The sequence below is a fragment of the Joostella atrarenae genome, from assembly GCF_021764745.1.
Classification (GTDB): Bacteria; Bacteroidota; Bacteroidia; order Flavobacteriales; family Flavobacteriaceae; genus Galbibacter; species Galbibacter atrarenae.
In genome coordinates, this window is record NZ_JAETXX010000010.1 from 136,349 (window position 1) to 154,821 (window position 18,473).

The 18,473-nt window shown below is 34.6% G+C and carries 13 protein-coding genes and 1 riboswitch; of the genes, 12 read left to right on the forward strand and 1 reads right to left on the reverse strand.

Going from position 1 to position 18,473, the window contains the following annotated elements:
* Nucleotides 1-14: 14 nt before the first annotated feature.
* From JM658_RS13870 to JM658_RS13880, 3 genes are all read left to right on the forward strand, one after another.
* Nucleotides 15-2,507 (forward strand): DUF5686 family protein, encoded by a 2,493-nt coding sequence (locus JM658_RS13870; RefSeq protein ID WP_236959877.1) that lies wholly within the window; start codon nt 15-17, stop codon nt 2,505-2,507.
* A gap of 155 nt (nt 2,508-2,662) precedes the next feature.
* A complete protein-coding gene (locus JM658_RS13875; protein WP_236959878.1) occupies nt 2,663-3,190 on the forward strand; it encodes an inorganic diphosphatase in 528 nt (175 codons plus the stop codon).
* Between the two features lie 115 nt (nt 3,191-3,305).
* The gene (locus JM658_RS13880; RefSeq protein ID WP_236959879.1) at nt 3,306-5,654 is read left to right on the forward strand and encodes a sodium-translocating pyrophosphatase; all 2,349 of its coding nucleotides are present in this window, start codon (nt 3,306-3,308) and stop codon (nt 5,652-5,654) included.
* 91 nt (nt 5,655-5,745) lie between these two features.
* On the opposite strand, the gene JM658_RS13885 is transcribed toward JM658_RS13880, so the two are convergent.
* Nucleotides 5,746-6,363: a deoxynucleoside kinase gene (locus JM658_RS13885; RefSeq protein ID WP_236959880.1), complete on the reverse strand. Its 618-nt coding sequence runs from the start codon at nt 6,361-6,363 to the stop codon at nt 5,746-5,748.
* 399 nt (nt 6,364-6,762) lie between these two features.
* On the opposite strand from JM658_RS13885, the gene metK reads away from it, so the two are divergent.
* The 9 genes from metK to JM658_RS13930 all read left to right on the forward strand — a co-directional run.
* Nucleotides 6,763-8,019 carry a methionine adenosyltransferase gene (gene metK / locus JM658_RS13890; RefSeq protein WP_236959881.1) on the forward strand — a complete coding sequence of 419 codons (1,257 nt, stop codon included), beginning with the start codon at nt 6,763-6,765 and terminating at the stop codon, nt 8,017-8,019.
* Between the two features lie 134 nt (nt 8,020-8,153).
* A riboswitch (SAM riboswitch) is annotated at nt 8,154-8,256 on the forward strand.
* Between the two features lie 89 nt (nt 8,257-8,345).
* The gene (locus JM658_RS13895) at nt 8,346-9,626 is read left to right on the forward strand and encodes an O-acetylhomoserine aminocarboxypropyltransferase/cysteine synthase family protein (RefSeq protein WP_236959882.1); all 1,281 of its coding nucleotides are present in this window, start codon (nt 8,346-8,348) and stop codon (nt 9,624-9,626) included.
* A gap of 4 nt (nt 9,627-9,630) precedes the next feature.
* On the forward strand, nt 9,631-13,026 hold the full coding sequence (gene thrA / locus JM658_RS13900) for a bifunctional aspartate kinase/homoserine dehydrogenase I (RefSeq protein WP_236959883.1): 3,396 nt from the start codon (nt 9,631-9,633) through the stop codon (nt 13,024-13,026).
* A gap of 94 nt (nt 13,027-13,120) precedes the next feature.
* Nucleotides 13,121-14,287: a trans-sulfuration enzyme family protein gene (locus JM658_RS13905; protein WP_236959884.1), complete on the forward strand. Its 1,167-nt coding sequence runs from the start codon at nt 13,121-13,123 to the stop codon at nt 14,285-14,287.
* Between the two features lie 198 nt (nt 14,288-14,485).
* Nucleotides 14,486-14,746 (forward strand): DUF2061 domain-containing protein, encoded by a 261-nt coding sequence (locus JM658_RS13910; RefSeq protein WP_236959885.1) that lies wholly within the window; start codon nt 14,486-14,488, stop codon nt 14,744-14,746.
* Nucleotides 14,747-14,764: 18 nt separating this feature from the next.
* Complete coding sequence (locus JM658_RS13915) at nt 14,765-16,870, forward strand: nitrite reductase (RefSeq protein ID WP_236959886.1); 2,106 nt, start codon at nt 14,765-14,767, stop codon at nt 16,868-16,870.
* Complete coding sequence (gene cobA / locus JM658_RS13920) at nt 16,857-17,618, forward strand: uroporphyrinogen-III C-methyltransferase (RefSeq protein ID WP_236959887.1); 762 nt, start codon at nt 16,857-16,859, stop codon at nt 17,616-17,618. Before JM658_RS13915 ends, cobA begins: the two co-directional genes overlap by 14 nt.
* 12 nt (nt 17,619-17,630) lie before the next feature.
* Nucleotides 17,631-18,209 (forward strand): precorrin-2 dehydrogenase/sirohydrochlorin ferrochelatase family protein, encoded by a 579-nt coding sequence (locus JM658_RS13925; RefSeq protein ID WP_236959888.1) that lies wholly within the window; start codon nt 17,631-17,633, stop codon nt 18,207-18,209.
* Between the two features lie 64 nt (nt 18,210-18,273).
* Nucleotides 18,274-18,473: NAD(P)-binding protein (locus JM658_RS13930; protein ID WP_236959889.1), on the forward strand; the 200-nt coding region annotated here is incomplete at its 3' end.

An 18,473-nucleotide genomic window follows, 5' to 3' on the forward strand; every position in this document is an offset into this window, starting at 1 on the left:
TTTTTTATTTATTTATGAAGTATATACTATCCTTATCCTTATTATTTTTTTCAATAACACTTTGTGCACAAACTAAAGTTAGCGGTGTCGTTGTTGACGGTTCAGGGATAGAAATTCCTTATGCTAATGTGATGTTCCCTAACTCTACAGAAGGAACTATTACTAATGAAGAAGGGCGTTTTTATCTAGAATCTGATACTACTCATGACCTTCTTTCCGTCACTTTATTAGGATATGCTTCAGAAGAAATTAAGCTAGAAAAGAAAGTTAATTACGATCTTAAAGTAGTTTTAAGAGAAGGAGAAGAGCTCGATGAAGTAGTTCTTTACGTAGGAAAGCAGCCTAAAAAAGGAAATCCTGCAATTGAAATTCTTAAAAAAGTTTGGGCAAAGAAGCGCCAAAATGGTATTTATCTTTTTGATCAATATAAATACGATAAATATGAAAAAATAGAATTCGATTTCAATACTATCGATAGTGCTTTTATGAGCAAGAAGATTTTTAATGGAATGGAATTTATTTTTGATCAAGTAGATACTTCTAATGTAACTGGTAAAACATATCTTCCAATTTTTATTAATGAAGCGGTCTCCGAAGTGCATGGAGATAATAAGATTAATGAAAAAATAGAAAGACTTGTAGGGAATAAGAACTCTGGTTTTAATACCAATCAAAGCGTAATATCTTTTGTAAAAGACCTTTACGCGGACTATAATATTTACAATAATTATATAAAACTCTTCAATAAGAGCTTTGTAAGTCCGCTATCTAAAACTGGAGTGGATGTCTATAATTATGTTCTTACCGACAGTTCATACGTAGATAATAAGTGGTGTTATAATATTGTTTATTATCCTAGAAGGAAAAATGAAATGACCTTTAAGGGTAATTTTTGGGTGAACGATACCACTTTTGCAGTTAAAGACATAAATATGCAAGTGTCTAAAAGTGCTAACGTAAACTGGGTTAAAGAATTATATATCGAGCAAGAGTTTGAAGTGCTTAACGATTCTGTTTTTCTACTGAAAAGGGATTATTTGTTGAGTGATTTTAGTTTGCGAAAAAAGGAGGAGTCACGTGGACTTTACGGAAAGCGAACTACAGTTTATAATAACTACGAATTTAATAAGGAGAAGCCTAAAAGTTTTTATACAAAGCGGGTAGATCCTTATAATGAGTTAATCTATAATAGAGATACTACGTTCTGGGCTGAAAATAGGTTAGAAAGCTTAAATGAGGATGAAAAAGGGGTTTATAAGATGTTAGATACTCTAAAAACAGTTCCTAAGTTTAAGCGCTTATACGATTTGACAACTATTTTAGTTTCTGGTTATATTGAGATTCCGAAGTTAAATATAGATTTCGGACCTATATACTCAAGTTTTGGATATAATGAAGCTGAAGGGATTCGACTTCGTGCTGGAGGAAGAACTTATTTTGGTCCAAATGACCCATGGAGATTACAAGGGTATACCGCTTACGGTTTTAAAGACAAAAAGTTTAAATACGGGTTTTCTGGAAAATGGCTTTTAGATAGAAAAAATAGATTGATTATTTCTGGAGGTACTCGTAGAGATATCGAGCAATTAGGAACAAGCTTAACTTCTTCGTCTGATGTTTTAGGAAGAAGCTTTGCGTCTTCTGCAATTTTCACCGCTGGAAGTAATAATACTTTAACGGATATCAATCTTACTACTTTTGGGATAGAGTATGAGCCTTTAAAGAATTTTGTTTTAAAGACAGAAACAAACTTTAGAACCTTACGCTCGGCATTGCCAGATGATTTTAATTTAGATTATGTGGATCCTGATGCTCCAGGAGGAATTTCTAGCGAAACCAAGCAATATGATGTTAATATTTCTTTGGATGTAACTCCAGGTAGAAAAACAACTGGATATGGAGTGGAGAGAAATGATGTAAATCGTAATTATGCTCGTTTATATTTAGTTTATACCGCGGGATTAAAAGGCTTTTTAGAAAGTGATTTTAATTATGAGAAGCTACAATTTTATTATCGTCAGCCGTTTCAATTAGGAGGGTTAGGGCGTACCATAACAACAGTAGAAGCAGGAAAAACTTTTGGAGAAGTGCCATTAAGTTTGTTAAGTCCTATTCCAGGTAACCAGACTTATTTTTCCATCTTTAATACATTTCCTAACTTAAATTTCTATGAGTTTGTAACAGATACGTATGTTTCTGGGCAGATTGAACATAATTTTAACGGAAGATTGCTAGCTAAAATTCCGTTTATGAAGAAATTAGATTTAAGAGAGATAGTAGGTTTGCGAGCTGTTTGGGGAGAGATTTCTGATGCTAATATTGCATTAAGTGCACCAGCGGGAGCTATGCTTAGAGCTCCAACAGATGAAGTTTACTACGAGTATTCCTTTGGAATTGCTAACATTTTTAAACTCCTTCGTATAGATTTTAACTTCCGAGGTAATTATTTAGATATTCCAGATGCTAGGCCGTTCTCTATTACAGGGAATTTGGAGTTTGTGTTTTAAGGCACATAGGATAAAGACTATACTTTCAATCAACTAAATTATTCTTTCGTTGCTTTTAATGTCGAAAATGATTACTTTTGCACTCCATTTTAAAGAAGTATCTAACAAATTTTGAATTCAAAATCTGAATTCAGGATTTATAATTTAAAGAATAAATGAGTTCAGATCAAATAAAAACTTTCGATGTTTTAATCGAAATTCCAAAAGGGAGTAGAAACAAGTACGAGTACGATTTTAAATTGAAAAAAATACGTTACGATCGTATGATATTCTCTTCGATGATGTATCCTGCTGATTATGGTTTTATTCCAGAAACATTGGCTTTAGATGGTGATCCTTTAGATGTTTTAGTTTTAGTTACAGAGCCAACTTTTCCTGGTTGTGTAATGGAGGTGAAACCAATCGGAGTTTTCCATATGGAAGATGAAAAAGGACCAGATGAGAAAGTTATCTGTGTTCCAGTTTCAGATCCAATTTGGAATCGTGTAAACGATTTGAGCGAATTGAATCCACACTTAATTAAAGAGATCGAACATTTCTTCCAAGTTTATAAAGATCTTGAGGAAAAGAAAGTTTCTATCGGAGGATGGGGAGCATTAGAAGATGCTAAAGATATCGTTGCAAAATGTATCAACCGTTACCAAGATAGTGATGTTCCTAGAGAAGAGGTAAGCATCGACTAAAGAGAAAGTATCTTATATTTTATATAGAAAGCAATAGCTCAAAAGGTTATTGCTTTTTTTATTCTACTGATTTCCTTACATTTATAAGAATATAATTATTAACTAACTTATAAATATGGAATCGAATATTATTTACGTACCTATGTTAATGGCCATTCTAGGCCTTATTTTTATGGGAATAAAAGCTGCATGGGTAAAACGCCAGCCTGCCGGAAATGAAAAGATGCAATCTATTTCTAAAAGCATAAAAGAAGGAGCGCTCGCTTTTTTGAATGCTGAATACCGTCTCTTAGTTATTTTCGTAATAATTGCAGCTATTGCTCTATTCGGAATTTCAATCGTTGTAGATACAACAAGTTGGATGATTGTTCCTGCATTTGTTATTGGTGCTGTTTTTTCTGCTTTGGCAGGGAATATAGGAATGAGAATTGCAACAGAGGCAAATACAAGAACTGCACATGCTGCTAGAACTAGTTTGCCACAAGCACTAAAAGTATCTTTTGGAGGAGGTACTGTAATGGGACTAGGAGTAGCTGGACTTGCAGTTTTGGGACTATGTTTGTTTTTTCTAGTTTTTACAGGTCAGTTTATAGGAGGAGAAGGTTCTTTTTATGATAATATGACGATTGTTTTAGAAGCTTTAGCTGGATTCTCTTTAGGTGCAGAATCCATTGCCTTATTTGCGCGTGTTGGTGGTGGTATCTATACCAAGGCTGCCGATGTTGGTGCAGATTTGGTAGGTAAAGTTGAAGCAGGAATTCCAGAGGATGATCCTAGAAACCCTGCAACCATAGCAGATAATGTTGGAGATAATGTTGGAGACGTAGCTGGAATGGGAGCTGATTTATTTGGTTCTTATGTAGCCACAGTACTTGCCGCCATGGTGTTAGGTAATTATGTTATCCGAGATATGAGTATCGATGCTCCTTTTGCAGATGATTTTGATAATATGGGTCCGATTCTGTTGCCATTAGTAATTGCAGGAGTGGGAATTTTGGCATCTATTATAGGGACTTTTTTAGTGAAAATTTCTAGTAACGATGCTAAAGAGCCAGAGGTTCAAAGGGCATTAGATACAGGAAATTGGGTTGCTATATTATTGACGCTATTGGCAAGTTATTTCTTAATAGATCATATGTTACCAGAAACAATGAATATGAAGTTTTTTGGAAACGACTACACCGTAGCAGTGCCATCTATAAATGTATTTTGGTCAGCTTGTATTGGGTTAGCGGTTGGAGCACTTATCTCTTATGTAACTTCATATTATACAAGTTTAGGAAAAAAACCAGTATTGGATATTGTAAAAAATAGTTCTACGGGGGCAGGGACAAATATTATTGCTGGTTTGGCGGTAGGTATGATGTCTACCTTTTGGTCTGTTTTATTATTCGCAGCTGCAATTTATGGATCTTATGAATTTGCAGGCTTTTATGGAGTAGCAATAGCTGCTTCTGCGATGATGGCGACTACAGCTATGCAGTTAGCAATAGATGCTTTTGGACCAATTGCAGATAATGCTGGGGGTGTTGCAGAAATGAGTGAGTTGGAACCTGAAGTAAGAGAGCGTACAGATATTTTAGATTCTGTAGGGAATACAACCGCAGCTGTTGGGAAAGGCTTTGCAATTGCTTCGGCGGCATTAACGTCTTTGGCTTTGTTTGCAGCTTATGTAACTTTTACAGGTATCGATGGGATTAATATTTTTAAGGCGGATGTATTGGCTGCACTCTTTGTTGGAGGAATGATACCCGTTGTTTTTTCTGCATTAGCAATGAAGTCTGTAGGGAAAGCAGCCATGGAAATGGTGCAGGAAGTTCGAAGACAGTTTAGAGAAATTCCAGGAATTTTGGAGGGCACAGGAAAACCTGATTATGGTAAATGTGTAGAAATATCTACCAAAGCAGCATTAAAGGAAATGTTGTTGCCTGGGCTGCTAACTATCGTTACTCCTATTCTTATAGGGCTAGTTTTCGGAGCGGAGCCTCTTGGAGGTTACATGGCTGGTGTTTGTGTTTCTGGAGTAATGTGGGCAATCTTTCAAAACAATGCTGGTGGTGCTTGGGATAATGCGAAAAAATCTTTTGAAGCAGGAATAGAAATCAATGGAGAAATGACGTACAAAGGTTCTGATGCTCATAAGGCCGCAGTTACTGGAGATACTGTAGGAGATCCATTTAAAGATACCTCAGGGCCATCAATGAATATTCTTATTAAATTGACGTGTTTAATTGGACTGGTAATTGCCCCTATTTTGGGCGGACATTCTTCAGAAGCAATGGTCTCTAATTCGAAAGAAATTATTCAGAAAGAAATCCGTGTTACAGCTGACGATCAAGAGACTGCAAAGGTAGTAATTACAACTCAGAAAACTGTAAATGGAGAATTGGTAACAACAGAAGTTGTAGTAGAAGGAACTCCCAAAGAAATTGAAAAGCAAGTAAGAGCTTTAAAGGAGGAATAACATAAGAATTAATATAATGCAAAAAGCGCCTGAGAGATCAGGCGCTTTTTGCATTATATTAAGTGTTTTAGTATTCTCTTGGAGAGATATTTTACTCAAACAATCCGTTAATTTCAGCATCAATTTTATTAATAATCTCTCCTAAGTCTTCAGGGTTGTCAACAAAATTATATTTATCTACATCTATAATCAGTAATTTACCTTTGTCATATCCGTGAATAAAAGCTTCATAACGTTCATTTAATCTACTCAAATAATCTATGGAGATTGAATTCTCGTAGTCTCTTCCTCGTTTATGAATTTGGTTTACTAAGTTTGGAATAGAACTTCTTAGGTAAATTAATAAATCTGGAGATTGTACAAGACTTTCCATCAAATTAAATAACGAAGAATAATTTTTGAAATCTCTATTAGTCATCAATCCCATAGAATGCAGATTGGGAGCAAAGATATAAGCATCTTCATAAATAGTTCTATCCTGAATTATTTTCTTCCCGCTTTCACGAATTTCAAGAATTTGTCTAAATCGACTATTTAAGAAATAGATTTGCAGGTTGAAGCTCCAACGTTCCATTTGGGTGTAGAAATCATCTAAATAGGGATTATCTACTACGTCTTCAAAATGGGGTTCCCAATTAAAATGTTTAGATAGGAGCCTTGTTAAGGTAGTTTTTCCTGCGCCAATATTACCTGCAATTGCAACGTGCATGGGATTTTTGTTTTAAAGTTAATTATAAACTTCGGTAAAGATACAAGATATGATGGTGTGATGAAAAATAATTTCTTTTACTTTAATACATAAAATTTAATGCTGTAAAAGCTTAAACTCATAAACTACTAATTAATATCGCTCATTACGCTAACTATTATTTAGTAGAAAAATCTAGCTACTTCCAAACAAGCGGGCAACAGAAAATTAGAAAGAACTAAAAATAAAAAAGTGTTAAACATTTTTCAGTTTCAATCTTATTCTTACATTTGTACCAGAATTTTGAGGAAAGATTTGACTGATTGCCACCTCGTAAAAAAAGAGCTAAAGCAGTGAAAACTCCTTTAGACGTGCCTGTCAAAATTCTTCTTCAATACATAGTTTATAAAGAGTATTTTTATGGCATATTTATTTACATCCGAGTCCGTTAGTGAAGGACATCCAGATAAAATTGCAGATCAGATTAGTGATGCACTTCTAGATAATTTCTTAGCATTTGATCCAGAAAGTAAAGTAGCTTGTGAAACGTTGGTTACAACGGGGCAGGTTGTGCTTGCTGGAGAAGTAAAGAGTGTTACATATTTAGATGTTCAGTCTATTGCTAGAGAGGTAATTAATAAAATAGGATATACAAAAGGAGCTTATCAATTTAGTGGAGATTCTTGTGGTGTTATCTCTTTAATTCACGAGCAATCTCAAGAAATAAACCAAGGGGTAGATAGAGCTTCCAAAGAAGAACAAGGAGCTGGAGACCAAGGAATGATGTTTGGTTATGCTACTAATGAGACTGAGAACTACATGCCTTTAGCGTTAGATATTTCTCATAAGTTGCTATTATCGCTAGCCGATCTTCGAAGAGAAGGGAAAGAAATCACGTATTTACGTCCAGATGCAAAAGCTCAAGTTACAATAGAGTATTCAGATGATAATGTTCCGCAGCGAATTGATACCATAGTTATTTCTACACAACATGATCAGTTTGATGCTGATGATGAGAAAATGCTAAATCAGATTAAGAAAGACATCTTGGAGGTTTTAATTCCAAGAGTGGTAGCGAAATTACCAGCATATGTACAGGAGTTATTTAATGATAAAATAAAATATCATATCAATCCAACTGGTAAGTTTGTAATTGGTGGCCCTCATGGTGATAGTGGACTTACAGGAAGAAAAATTATTGTAGATACTTACGGAGGTAAAGGTGCACATGGTGGAGGAGCTTTTAGTGGAAAAGACCCAAGCAAAGTAGATAGAAGTGCTGCTTATGCAGCTAGACATATAGCTAAAAACTTGGTTGCAGCTGGAGTTGCAGATGAGGTTTTGGTGCAAGTAAGTTATGCAATTGGAGTAGTAGAGCCTACATCGATTTTTGTAAATACTTATGGAACTTCTAAAGTTGGTTTAACTGATGGAGAGATTGCTAAGAAAGTGGCAGCGTTATTTGATATGCGTCCCTTTGCAATAGAAGACCGATTGAAGCTGCGTAACCCTATTTATTTAGAATCTGCAGCTTATGGTCATATGGGAAAACAACCAAAAACAGTTACAAAAGTTTATGAATCTCCCTACAATGGTAGAATTGAAAGAGAAGTTGAGCTTTTTACATGGGAAAAGTTAGACTTTGTAGATAAAGTAAAAGAAACTTTTTCATTATAATTAGATTTCTTACGCTAGATTTGGAAAATCGAAAATAATTTCTGAATCTTTGAGTTCATTGCCTTAAATTTAAAGTTTAAGGAAAAATATTAAGAAAATCCCACTAAGTGGGTAAGTTCATACATAATTTGATAGTGTTATCAAGAAAGGCGGAAGGAATAGACCTGTCGATGCCTTAGCAACCCTTTATCTATAAAGAAGGTGCTACATTCTACCACATTTGTGGATAGATAACAAGAATTTAATTCTTACGCGTTTACGCTTTTCTTGCTAACATATAATATGCTGATTATTCAGCTAGGATATAATTTTAAAAATATAGAAAAATGAGTAAACAAAAATTTTCGACTGACGCACTTCATGCAGGTCACGATGTAACAGCCAACGGAGGAACAAGAGCAGTACCTATTTATCAAACCTCTTCTTACGTATTTAATAATGCAGATCACGCTGCAAATCTTTTTAACTTATCACAGCCAGGATATATTTATACAAGGTTAAATAATCCAACAAATGATGTGTTAGAAAAACGTCTTGCAGCTTTAGATGGAGGGATTGCTTCTGTGGTAACTGCTTCAGGAACTGCGGCTATTTCTACAGCATTATTAGTGCTGTTAAAAGCTGGAGATCATATTGTAGCTTCGAGTAGCCTTTATGGAGGAACTTATAATTTATTGAGTAACACCCTGCCGAGACTAGGTATTACAACTACATTTGTAGATCCAGATGATGCAGGTAATTTCGCTGCAGCTGTAAAAGATAATACTCGTGCTTTTTTTATTGAATCCTTAGGAAATCCTAAATTGGATGTATTAGATATCAAATCAATTTCTGAGGAAGCAAAAAAAGCAGAAGTCCCTTTGATTGTAGATAACACAGTAGCTACTTCTTATTTAGTAAAACCTATTGAGCATGGGGCGAATATTGTTATTCATTCTTTAACGAAATATATCTGTGGAAATGGAACTTCCTTAGGAGGAGTTATTGTAGATGCAGGTACTTTTAATTGGGCAAACGGAAAATTTCCTGAATTTACAGAACCTTGCCCTAGTTATCACGGCCTTATTTATCACGATGCGTTAAAAGAAGCTGCTTTTATTGCAAAAGTAAGAATAGAAGGACTAAGAGATCATGGAGCGGCATTGAGTCCGTTAAATGCTTTTCAGATTTTACAAGGATTAGAAACCTTGTCAATACGTATCAAGAAACATAGTGAAAATGCATTGGCATTAGCAAAATGGTTACAAGAGCAAGAAGAAGTAGCTTGGGTGAACTACCCAGGTTTGGAAGATAATAAATATAAAAAATTAGCTGATAAATACTTGCCTGAAGGACAAAGTGGATTGGTTACTTTTGGAGTAAAAGGAGGTTTTGAATCGGCCAAAACTGTAGCAGACAATACTGAGATATTCTCCTTATTGGCAAATATTGGGGATACAAAATCATTGATTATTCACCCTTCCAGTACAACGCATCAACAGTTAGATGAAGCGGCACAAGCTGCAGCGGGAGTAACAATAGATTTGATCAGAATTTCTGTGGGTCTTGAAGATTTAGAAGATTTAAAAGCTGATTTAAAACAAGCATTACAACATATAAAAAGTTAAGACGTTGAAAAACGATTTGTTACATATTTCATTAAAAAAGTATACCACATTAAGCGGCGTTACACAAGATATAGACTTGTCTTATCAGGTCTTTGGAAGAGCATTGCATACAGCGCCAATTGTGATGGTTAATCATGCGCTTACCGGAAATTCTGATGTTAGCGGTGTAAATGGTTGGTGGAAAGATTTAATTGGAGACGGAAGGGCGATAGATACCAATAATTATACGGTGTTGGCATTTAATATTCCAGGAAATGGGTATGATGGATTTGTAATAGATAATTACAAAGACTTTGTAGCTAGAGATATAGCGCGTATTTTTTTGAAAGGACTAGAGACTTTAAAAATTACTAAGTTATATGCGCTTATTGGCGGTTCTTTAGGAGGTGGAATTGCTTGGGAAATGGCTGCTTTAAAACCAGATATTACTCAACATTTTATTCCTGTAGCAACCGATTGGAAATCTACGGATTGGCTCATTGCAAATTGCCAGATTCAAGAGCAATTCTTAGTGAATTCTAAGCAGCCTGTGCACGATGCACGAATGCATGCCATGCTTTGTTATCGTACGCCAGAATCTTTTAAAACACGTTTCAAACGTACTACAAATGCAGAGTTGCAGGTGTTTAATGTGGAGAGTTGGTTGTTGCATCATGGAGCAAAATTGCAAGAGCGTTTTCAATTATCAGCTTATAAATTAATGAATCAACTGCTAAAAACAATAGATGTTACTAGAGATCGCTCAGAACACTTTGATATTTTAGAATCTATAGATGCCAATGTGCATATTGTAGGTGTGAGTTCTGATTTATTTTTTACTGCTGAAGAAAATAGAGAAACATATAAGCAATTAGCGCAATCTAGTGATCGTGTGCGTTATGGAGAGGTAGTTTCTGTACACGGACATGATGCTTTTTTAATAGAATATGAACAATTAGAAAAAATAATAGGAGGAATTTTTGAGTCTTCCTTGAAAGATAATAAAATGAAAGTATTAAAATTTGGAGGGAAATCCTTGGCAAATGGCGACGGTATTAATAATGTTATCGAGATCATAGAAAATAAGGTAAAAGAAGGAGAGAAAATCACAGTTGTAGTTTCTGCTAGAAATAATGCTACCAATGAGTTGGAGAATATTTTGGAAACTGCGGCTACAGGTCAAGATTATGCTCATCTATTTGAAGCTTTCAAAAAATATCAGACGGAAGCTTATAAAAGTGCAGACTTATCAGTAGAATTCGACCGACTTGAAAAATTGTTTTCAGGAGTAAGTCTATTGGGAGATTGTAGTACTAAGATTAAAGACGAGGTATTGGCTCAAGGAGAAGTGATTTCAGCAAAATTAATTACTGAAATTCTCCAAGGGAAAGGAGTTAAAGCTAATTTCACCGACTCAAGATCTCTTATAAAAACAGATGAAAAGTTTGGTGATGCACAGCCGTTAGAAAAAGCATCCAAAGAAAACGTACTTAAACATTTTGCAGCTCACAATGGAGATACGGTAAATGTTGTAACTGGTTTTATAGGTTCTAGTGTTAACAATGAGACCACAACATTAGGAAGAAACGGAAGTAATTATACAGCTTCGTTATTGGCAAATTTCTTAGATGCTGGAGAATTACAAAGCTTTACTCATGTAGATGGTATTTTTACAGCCAATCCAGATTTGGTGCCTAGCGCTCAAAGAATTGAAGAATTGTCTTTTAATGAAGCAAATGAGTTAGCAAACTTTGGAGCTACGATTTTACATGCAAAAACAATTATTCCTCTAATTGAAAAAAATATTCCGCTTAGAATATTAAATACTTTTAATCACGATAATAAAGGAACGCTTATAACTGCAAACCCAAAGAAAGAAGGTATAAAATCACTTTCTGTACTAGAAAATGTAGCTCTAGTAAATCTTGAAGGGCGTGGGTTGCTAGGAAAAGCAGGAGTCGATGCGCGTATATTTAATGCTTTAGGAAGAAAAGATATTAGCGTTAGTATTATTTCTCAAGGTTCTTCAGAAAGAGGAATTGGAGTGGTGGTAAATGCAAAAGATGCTACGGAAGCAATAATTTCTTTGGAAAAAGAGTTTGAAAATGATTTCTATTCTAAAGACGTTAATAAGATTTCTGTTGTAGATGATGTTTCTGTAATATCTATCATCGGTCAAGATCTCAGTACGTTCCATAAACCATACAATGCTCTTATTAAGAATCAGGTAATTCCTATTCTATTTAATAATACAGTTACAGGAAAGAATGTGAGTTTAGTTGTAAAAAAATCACAGCTTCATAAAGCATTGAATGTAATTCATGGTGAGATTTTCGATATCTCGAAAAAAATAAACATCGCTATTTTTGGTCACGGATTAGTAGGAGGAACTTTAATAGATCAGGTCCTTACTTCCGCAGCAAATATCGAGGAGCGTAAAAAATTAAAGATTAATATTTTTGCAGTAGCAAATTCTCGTAAAGTATTGCTAGCTAAAGATGGCGTTACTTCTGAATGGAAAGATGAAATTAAAAACTCAACAGCTCCATCAAATATCCAAGATGTAATTGATTTTGCAAACGAACATCATTTAGAAAACCTTATTGCTATTGATAATACGGCTAGTAAAGATTTTGTTGGAAACTATACAAAGTTGGTAGAAAATGGATTCGATTTGGTATCATCAAATAAAATAGCAAATACTTTAAGCTTCGGTTTCTATGAAGAATTAAGAAGTCTACTGGATAAAAATCAGAAGCAATATTTATATGAAACAAATGTTGGAGCAGGACTGCCATTAATAGATACTATTCGAATTTTACATTTATCAGGAGAGAATATTACTAGAATCCGAGGTGTTTTTTCAGGAACATTAAGTTATTTATTTAATCAATTTTCTTCTGAAGAAAAACCTTTTAATGAGATCTTAAAAGATACCATTGATAAAGGATTTACAGAACCAGATCCAAGAGAAGATCTGAATGGAAATGATGTTGGTAGAAAATTATTAATTCTCGCTCGTGAATTGGATCTTAAAAATGAATTTGAAGATGTTAATATTCAGAATTTAGTTCCAGAGAAATTAAGAGAAAAAGAAGTGCCTGAGTTTTTAAATAGCTTAGCTGAGTTTAATGCTCCGTATCAAGAAATTAAAGAAAATCAGGAAAAAGGAAATGTACTCCGTTATGTTGGAGACTTGCATGGAGATTTACAACAGGATAAAGGAGTTTTAGATGTTAAATTAGTTTCTGTGCTAGCAGATAGTGTTTTAGGACAAGTGAAAGGGGCAGATTCTATTTTTGAAATTTATACTGAATCTTATGGTGACCGACCGATAGTTATTCAAGGAGCAGGAGCAGGAGCTGCAGTTACTGCAAGAGGAGTTTTTGGAGATATTCTTAAGTTGGCAGAGAGAGGATAAAAAGTATTAAGAATATATAAGTAGCATAGATTAAGAGTAAATAAATTTTGTATCAAGTGTAATAGCTTGGTGCATATAGCAACAATAAAATATTATGAGTAAGGAACATTTTGAAACTGATGCGATAAGAACTCAAATTGAGCGAACAGAATTTTTGGAACATTCTGCTCCCATTTACTTATCGTCAAGTTTTGTTTTTGAGGATGCGGAAGATATGAGAGCATCTTTTGCGGAAGAAAAGTCGCGTAATTTATACAGTCGTTTTACAAATCCTAATACCACGGAGTTTGTGGATAAAATGTGTAAGATGGAAGGAGCGGAAGCTGGTTATGCTTTTGCAACTGGAATGTCTGCGGTTTTTTCAACTTTTGCAGCATTACTAAATAGTGGCGATCATATTGTTTCGGCACGTTCTGTTTTTGGATCAACACATTCGCTTTTCACAAAGTTTCTTCCGAAGTGGAATATAGAAACATCTTATTTTAAAATTGATGAGGTAGCTTCTATTGAAAGTTTAATTAAGCCAAATACGAAAGTTCTTTTTGCTGAAACTCCTACAAATCCTGCTGTAGATGTTTTAGACCTTGAATATTTAGGACAAATAGCAAAAAAGCATAATTTAATTTTGATTATAGATAATTGCTTTGCAACACCATATTTACAAAGGCCAATTGATTTTGGAGCTCATATTGTTGTGCATTCTGCCACAAAATTAATTGATGGGCAAGGACGTGTGCTTGGAGGTGTAGCTGTTGGACCTGCAGATTTAATAAGAGAGATTTATTTGTTCTCAAGAAATACAGGCCCTGCTTTATCACCATTTAACGCGTGGATTCTTTCTAAAAGTTTAGAGACCTTGGCTGTTCGTGTGGATCGCCATTGTGAGAATGCATTGAAAGTAGCGGAGTTTTTAGAATCTCATAGCAATGTAAATTTTGTAAAATATCCTTTCTTAAAGTCGCATCCACAGTATGAAATTGCTATTAAGCAAATGAAAAAGGGAGGAAGCATAGTTGCTTTTGAAGTAAAAGGAGGTGTTGAAGCAGGAAGAAAATTCTTGAACAATATTAAGATGTGTTCATTATCTGCTAATCTAGGAGATACAAGAACCATTGTTACACATCCAGCTTCTACAACACACAGTAAATTGTCTGAAAAAGATAGATTGCAAGTTGGAATTTCTGATGGCTTGGTAAGAGTTTCAGTTGGACTAGAAACTGTAGAAGATATAATTGCAGATTTAAAACAAGCCTTGAGGTAAAAGAGGTAACTTGTTTAAATATAGTTGAATAGAAAAGGTTGTGGTTTTATCACAACCTTTTTTTGTGATGATTTTTCAATTCTTACATTCTTTAGTTAAAAATCTTAAAAATCGTTGGGATTTCTCGAATTATATATTACTTTCGCTTTTAAATTCTATTAACCTATCGATTAAGTAGAGTATTAAAAGAAATTGACGATGATATTAGATAAGGTATTTCAGGGGAATCGCAGTAAGGAGGGGAGTGAAAGAACGCTTTCTGGCGACAAAGTAAGTAGAAGTATAGCAAAATCTGTAAGCTGGAGAATTGTGGGAACATTAGACACCGTATTAATCTCATGGTTTGTAACAGGAACCTTAACATTGGCTTTGTCTATAGGATTGATAGAATTGGTGACCAAAATGACACTTTACTTTTTTCATGAACGTATTTGGGAAAGAATTAAGTGGGGTAAATAATTAAGAAAATTAAGAAACATGCAAAGTTTTAGAACAGAAATTGAAAATCCGGTTGTAGAGAAAGACATAATAGACTTAGAGAAGAGAATTCGTCTTTTTAGAGAAGGAAAGGTAGATGAAGAGGGTTTTAGGAGTTTACGTTTAGCTCGTGGGATCTATGGTCAACGACAAGAGGGAGTTCAGATGGTTCGTATTAAATTACCATACGGAAAAGTAACTTCGAATCAGTTGTTGCGTATTTGCGATGTTTCGGATGAGTATTCTAGAGGGCGTTTGCATATTACAACACGTCAAGATATTCAGATTCATTATGTGAGTCTTGATAGAACGCCAGAATTGTGGGCAGAATTAGAGCAAAGCGATGTAACAATTAGAGAGGCTTGTGGGAATACAGTTCGTAACGTAACGGCGAGTCCTGAGGCTGGAATTGATCCAAAAGAGCCATTCGATGTTTCAGCGTATGCTCATGCTGTTTTTAAATTCTTTTTGAGAAATCCTATCTGTCAAGAAATGGGAAGGAAATTTAAAATCTCATTCTCATCTACAGAAGCTGATACTGCAATCTCTTATATTCATGATTTAGGTTTTATAGCAAAACTTAAAGATGGTCAGAAAGGATTTAAAGTAATGTTGGGTGGTGGTTTAGGATCTCAGCCTAGACATGCAGATGTAATGTATGAATTTATACCAGAAGATCAGGTTATACCTCTAATAGAGAGTACGCTTAGAATTTTTGATAGGCATGGAGAGCGTTCAAAACGTTTAAAAGCTAGAATGAAATTCTTACTAAAAGACATTGGTTTAGATGGATTTTTACAGTTAATAGAAGAAGAAAAGTTAGCACTTTCTTATCATTCATATCCAATTAGTGAAGAAGGTTTTGAATTAAATCAAGCGGCATTAGATGCTATTTCTATTCCAAAGGTAGATTTAAAAGATGTAGAAGGGTATAGAAAGTGGAGAGATTCTAATGTATCACCACAGAAACAAGAAGGTTTGTTTTCTATCGGAATAAAAGTTCGATTAGGAGATTTTTACACGGATAAAGCTAGAAAGCTAGCAAATTTGATAAAGAAATATGCTGCAGATGAATTAAGGCTTACCTTACGTCAAGATATATTAATTCGTCATGTGAAAGAAGACTTGCTACCTCTATTTTATTTGGAATTGAAGGAACTTGGTTTTACAGATTTAGGTTATAATTCTACGGCAGATATTACAGCTTGTCCAGGTACAGACACGTGTAACCTTGGTATAGCGAGTAGTACAGGTATTTCAGATGTTTTAGAAAAAGTACTTATAGAAGAGTATCCTCAATATAGAGATAATCGAGAAGTAGCTATTAAAATTAGCGGATGTATGAACGCATGCGGGCAGCATAACATGGCTCATATAGGTTTCCAAGGAATGTCTATTCGTACAAAAGATAAATTAGTAGCTCCAGCATTACAAGTATTATTAGGAGGAGGGATTCTAGGAAATGGAGAAGGAAGATTTGCTGATAAAGTTATAAAAGTACCATCCAAAAGAGGACCACAGGCATTACGTTTAATTTTAGATGATTTTGAGAAAAATAAGGAAGAAAGTGAGGATTTCCTTGCGTATTATGACAGAAAAGAACAAGTTTATTTTTATGATTTTCTGAAACCTTTGTCAGATACAGATAATTTATCTGAGAATGATTTTGTAGATTGGGGGAATGATAAAAAGTATGTTCAGGAAGTAGGAGTAGGAGAATGTGCCGGCGTAGTAATTGATTTGGTCGCTACACTTTTATATGAAAGCGTGGAGAAGATAGAAAAGGCTCAGTTGTCTTTGGAAGATAAAAGATGGGCGGATAGTATCTATCAATCATATACCTCTTTGATAAATACAGCGAAAGCATTATTAATAGGAGAAAATAAAAAGACCAATACTCAAGTGAGTATCATAAATCAGTTCAATGAAGTGTTTGTTGCAACCGGAAAGATTTCACTAAATCTATCTTTCCCTGATCTCGTTTATCAAATTAAAAATAATAAACCATCTGAAACATTTGCCAAATCTTTTCTAAAAGATGCGCAAGCTTTTTATGATAAAGCAGATGCTTTCAGAAGATTTGAATTAGCTAATGCAGACAAATAACCAACCAAAACTGACTTTAATAGGAGCAGGTCCGGGAGATCCGGATTTGCTTACTGTTAAAGGTATGAAAACTTTACAGACCGCTAATGTTGTTTTATACGACGCATTGGTAAATCCACAATTGCTAACGTATGCGCCGAATGCGGAGCATATTTTTGTGGGAAAGCGAAAAGGATGCTATGCCTTTCAGCAGGAACAAATAAATGAACTTATTGTAAGTAGCGCAAAAGCTAATGGCCATGTAGTGCGCCTAAAAGGAGGAGATCCTTTTGTTTTTGGAAGAGGTTCCGAAGAAATGGAATATGCCATTGCTCATGGAATAGAAACCGATTTTATTCCTGGAATATCATCAGCGTTAGCAGTTCCTGCTTATCAGAATATTCCATTGACAAAAAGAGGGAGTTCAGAAAGTTTCTGGGTAATCACGGGCACCACTAAAGCTCATAAACTTTCAAATGATGTTGTTCTGGCTTCTAAATCATCAGCAACAGTAGTGATACTTATGGGAATGAGTAAGCTTTCAGAAATAACAGCATTATTTAAAAAAGAAAATAAACATGAAGTTCCTGTAGCTATTATTCAAAGTGGGACGACTCCTGAAGAGAAGATAGGAGTGGGAACTATTGATACTATTGAAGCAATTGTAGTGGAACAGCAACTTACCAATCCGGCAATTATTGTAATTGGTGAAGTGGTAAAACATAGAGAGAAGATATTGGAAATTAGTAGTGAGGTAGCTACTGTTTAATAGTGAGCGAAGATGGAAGAGCGAAATGAATTGTATCCTGTTTTTTTAAAGGTAAATAATCTGAATACACTTATAGTAGGTGGTGGAAATGTTGCTTTAGAAAAGCTTACTTTTTTACTGAAATCGAGTCCAAATGCTAAAGTGCAAATGGTGGCTCCCTATTTTAGAGAGGAAACTATAGCTAAAGCAACAGCTCATAATGTAGAAATGATTGAAGATGTGTATGCTGAGAATTATTTAGCAGATAAGCATATTGTGATAGCGACTACAGATAAAGAGGAAGTAAATGTTCAAGTTTATAAAGACTGTAAAGAGGAGAATATTTTGGTAAATGTAGCGGATAACCCACCATACTGCGATTTTTATATGGGAGGGATTGTTACAAAGGGAAATGTGAAAATAGCTATTTCTACCAACGGAAAATCTCCTACTACAGCAAAAAGATTACGACAGTTTTTTGAGGAGGTGATTCCAGAGAATATTGATGATCTTGTTCAAAACCTGAATAAATATAGAAAGACGATTAAAGGAAATTTTGAGGAAAAGGTTGATAAATTAAACGAATTCACGAAGAGTTTAGTTGAGAAATAGAAAAAGAAAAAAGTTAGAAATGTTATTGTAAATCCCATTTTTAAGATGGGGAAAGTTAAAAGTTATGATTAAAACAGATATACTAATAATAGGGGCAGGGCCAACGGGATTATTTACGGTTTTTGAAGCAGGTTTATTAAAGCTGAAGTGCCATTTAATTGATGCTTTGCCACAGCCAGGAGGACAGTGTTCAGAGATCTATCCTAAAAAACCTATTTACGATATCCCAGGTTTTCCAGAAGTATTGGCGGGCGATCTTGTAAC

Bases quoted from the DNA above. Each gene is read 5' to 3' on its own strand.
- JM658_RS13870 (WP_236959877.1), top strand. From the start codon at position 15: ATGAAGTATATACTATCCTTATCCTTATTATTTTTTTCAATAACACTT.
- JM658_RS13875 (WP_236959878.1), top strand. From the start codon at position 2,663: ATGAGTTCAGATCAAATAAAAACTTTCGATGTTTTAATCGAAATTCCA.
- JM658_RS13880 (WP_236959879.1), top strand. From the start codon at position 3,306: ATGGAATCGAATATTATTTACGTACCTATGTTAATGGCCATTCTAGGC.
- JM658_RS13885 (WP_236959880.1), bottom strand. From the start codon at position 6,363: ATGCACGTTGCAATTGCAGGTAATATTGGCGCAGGAAAAACTACCTTA.
- metK (WP_236959881.1), top strand. From the start codon at position 6,763: ATGGCATATTTATTTACATCCGAGTCCGTTAGTGAAGGACATCCAGAT.
- JM658_RS13895 (WP_236959882.1), top strand. From the start codon at position 8,346: ATGAGTAAACAAAAATTTTCGACTGACGCACTTCATGCAGGTCACGAT.
- JM658_RS13905 (WP_236959884.1), top strand. From the start codon at position 13,121: ATGAGTAAGGAACATTTTGAAACTGATGCGATAAGAACTCAAATTGAG.
- JM658_RS13910 (WP_236959885.1), top strand. From the start codon at position 14,486: ATGATATTAGATAAGGTATTTCAGGGGAATCGCAGTAAGGAGGGGAGT.
- JM658_RS13915 (WP_236959886.1), top strand. From the start codon at position 14,765: ATGCAAAGTTTTAGAACAGAAATTGAAAATCCGGTTGTAGAGAAAGAC.
- cobA (WP_236959887.1), top strand. From the start codon at position 16,857: ATGCAGACAAATAACCAACCAAAACTGACTTTAATAGGAGCAGGTCCG.
- JM658_RS13925 (WP_236959888.1), top strand. From the start codon at position 17,631: ATGGAAGAGCGAAATGAATTGTATCCTGTTTTTTTAAAGGTAAATAAT.